The sequence below is a fragment of the Modestobacter sp. KNN46-3 genome, assembly GCF_011039295.1.
Genome location: NZ_JAAKGN010000279.1, coordinates 1 through 2821, shown reverse-complemented (window position 1 = coordinate 2821; position 2821 = coordinate 1). Strand labels below are relative to the sequence as shown.

Genomic DNA, 2821 nt, shown 5'->3' with positions numbered 1-2821 from the left:
CCCCGGGCGGGGAGCAGAGGTGGTCGTCGCGGATCGGCGGGCCGGCGCAGCCACTACCGTGGTCGGTCGCGGGACAGTCCCGTCGAGACCATCTCTGGAGGAACGCGCCGCCCGTGAGCGACGTCTGGCTCAACATCGTCATGGTCTTCGCCTTCGTGCTGGTCGGCGGCGCGTTCTCCGGCGCCGAGATCGCGCTGGTGTCCCTCCGCGAGTCCCAGGTCCGCGCCCTGGCCGAGACCGGCCGGCGCGGGCAGGCGCTGAACAAGCTGCTCGCCGACCCCAACCAGTTCCTCGCCTCCGTCCAGGTCGGCGTCACGCTGGCCGGCTTCTTCTCCGCCGCGTTCGGCGCCAGCACCCTGTCCGGGCCGCTCGGCGACGTCCTGATCGGTTGGGGGGTGCAGCCCGGTGTGGCCGACCCGCTGTCCTTCGTCGCCGTCACCATCGCGATCAGCTACCTGTCGCTGGTCGTCGGCGAACTGACCCCCAAGCGGCTGGCCCTGCAGCGGGCCGAGGGCTTCTCGCTGGTGGTGGCCGCCCCGCTCAACGCCATCGCCAAGCTGTTCCGGCCGATCATCTGGCTGCTGTCGAAGTCCACGAACGTACTGGTCCGCCTGCTGGGCGGTGACCCGCGGGCGAGCGGGGAGTCGATCAGCCAGGAGGAGCTGCGTGACCTGGTCGCCGCGCACGAGTCGCTGTCCAGCGACGAGCGCCGGCTGATCGACGAGGTCTTCCGGGCCGGCGACCGCGAGGTGCGCGAGGTGATGACCCCCCGGACCGAGGTCCACTTCCTGGAGTCCAGCATGACCGCCAGTCGCGCGGCCAAGCAGGTCGCGGACTCCAGTTGGTCCCGCTACCCGGTCGTGGGCCGCAACGAGGACGACGTCGTGGGCTTCGTGCACGTGCGCGACCTCTTCCTGCCCACGCACCCAGCCGGGCGGGCGGCGACCGTGGGCGACCTCGCCCGCGAGGTGAAGCAGCTGCCGGGCACCGCCGGCGTGCTGACTGCCCTGTCGGGGATGCGCAAGGAGAACCGGCACTTCGCGATCGTGGTCGACGAGTACGGCGGCACCGACGGGATCGTCACCCTGGAGGACCTCATCGAGGAGGTCATCGGCGACATCTACGACGAGTACGACGAGGACGTCACGCCGGACTCCGAGGAGCCGGCCGAGGGGCCGCACGAGGTCGACGGGCTGCTCAACCTCGACGACTTCGCCGGCGCGACGGGGTTGCACCTCCCCGAGGGCCCGTACGAGACGGTCGCCGGGTACGTCCTCGCCGAGCTGGGGCGTCTCCCGGTCCTGGGGGACACCGTGACGGTCGAGGAGCGCACCCTGACGGTGCTCGAGCTCGACGGCCGCCGGATCGCCCGGATCAGCGTCAGCGCCGCACCGCAGCAGGACGACGGCAGCGACGCCGCCGCGGAAGCCACGGCCGGCTGACGACGGGGCTCAGGCGCTGCGTGCCTGCGCGAACGCCCAGGCGTCGGAGACGATCTCGCGCAGGTCGGTGTGCTGCGGTGCCCAGCCGAGCTCGTCCTGGATCCGGGCCGAGCTGGCCACCAGCCGCGCCGGGTCCCCGGGCCGCCGGTCGCCGACGACGACCGGCAGCGGGTGCCCGGTGACGCTGCGGACGGCGTCGACCATCTCCTGCACCGAGAAGCCGGTGCCGCTGCCCAGGTTGTAGATGCGGTGCTCACCCGGTGCGGGGGCGGGCAGCGCCAGCAGGTGGGCCGCGGCCAGGTCCTTGACGTGCACGTAGTCGCGGATGCAGGTGCCGTCGGGGGTCGGGTAGTCCGTGCCGAAGACGGTGAGCGCCTCGCGGGTGCCCGCGGCCACCTGCAGCGCGATCGGGATCAGGTGGGTCTCGGTGGCGTGCCGCTCGCCGACGCCGTACGCCGCGCCGCCGACGTTGAAGTACCGCAGGCTGACCGCGGCGAACGAGTGGGCCACCGCGTAGGAGGTCAGCATCGTGTCGACGGCGAGCTTGCTGGCCCCGTAGGTGTTGGTCGGCCGGGTCGGGGCGTCCTCGGGGATCGGCACCTGGTCGGGCTCGCCGTAGGTGGCCGCGGTCGAGGAGAAGACGATCCGCCGGCAGTCGACCGCGCGCATGGCCTCGAGCAGCGCCAGCGAGCCGCCGACGTTGGAGTGCCAGTAGACCTCCGGCTCGACCTGGCTCTGCGCGACCAGGCTCTTGGCCGCGAAGTGCAGCACCGCCTCGGGCCGGACGTCGGCCAGCACGGGCGCGGAGTCGTGCAGCGAGGCCTGCACGAAGCGGGCGCCGGCGGGGACGGCGTCCTCGTGGCCGGTCGACAGGTCGTCGAGCACCGTGACCTCGTGGCCGCCATCGAGCAGGGCCGCCGTGACTACGCTGCCGATGTAGCCGGCCCCACCGGTGACGAGTACGCGCATGCCGCCAACCCTAGTGAGTGGCCCGGACGACCTCCGGTCCGACCGAGGAGGAGTAGCCCGTGGTCAGCGCCCGCCCTGCCGTGGCCGCCATGCCGGTCTACCGACCCGGCCGCAACCCCGCCGACCTGGCCCGTGAGATCGGCGTCGACCGCGCCGTGAAGCTGGCCAGCAACGAGGTGGCCTTCCCGCCGCTGCCGGCGGTCGTCCAGGCGATCGCCGCGACCGCGGGGGAGACGAACCGGTACCCGGACAACGGTGCCGCCGTCCTCACCCGGGCCCTGGCCGAGCGGTACGGCGTCGAGCCGGCGCAGGTGGCCACCGGCTGCGGCGCGGTGACCGTCTGCCAGCAGCTGGCCCAGGCCTACAACGACCCGGGCTCGAGCATCGCGTTCGCCTGGCGCTCCTTCGAG

The 2821-nt window shown here is 73.0% G+C and carries 2 protein-coding genes and 1 pseudogene; 2 read left to right on the top strand and 1 reads right to left on the bottom strand.

Going from position 1 to position 2821, the window contains the following annotated elements:
- Nucleotides 1–113 precede the first annotated feature (113 nt).
- Nucleotides 114–1442, top strand: a complete 1329-nt coding sequence (locus G5C62_RS26465) for a hemolysin family protein (RefSeq protein ID WP_164703337.1) — start codon at nucleotides 114–116, stop codon at nucleotides 1440–1442.
- A gap of 9 nt (nucleotides 1443–1451) precedes the next feature.
- On the opposite strand, the gene galE is transcribed toward G5C62_RS26465, so the two are convergent.
- Nucleotides 1452–2411: a UDP-glucose 4-epimerase GalE gene (gene galE, locus G5C62_RS26460; RefSeq protein ID WP_164703336.1), complete on the bottom strand. Its 960-nt coding sequence runs from the start codon at nucleotides 2409–2411 to the stop codon at nucleotides 1452–1454.
- Between the two features lie 59 nt (nucleotides 2412–2470).
- Between galE and G5C62_RS26455 the strand changes: the two are divergent.
- Nucleotides 2471–2821: pseudogene (locus G5C62_RS26455) on the top strand (aminotransferase); the annotation flags it as partial.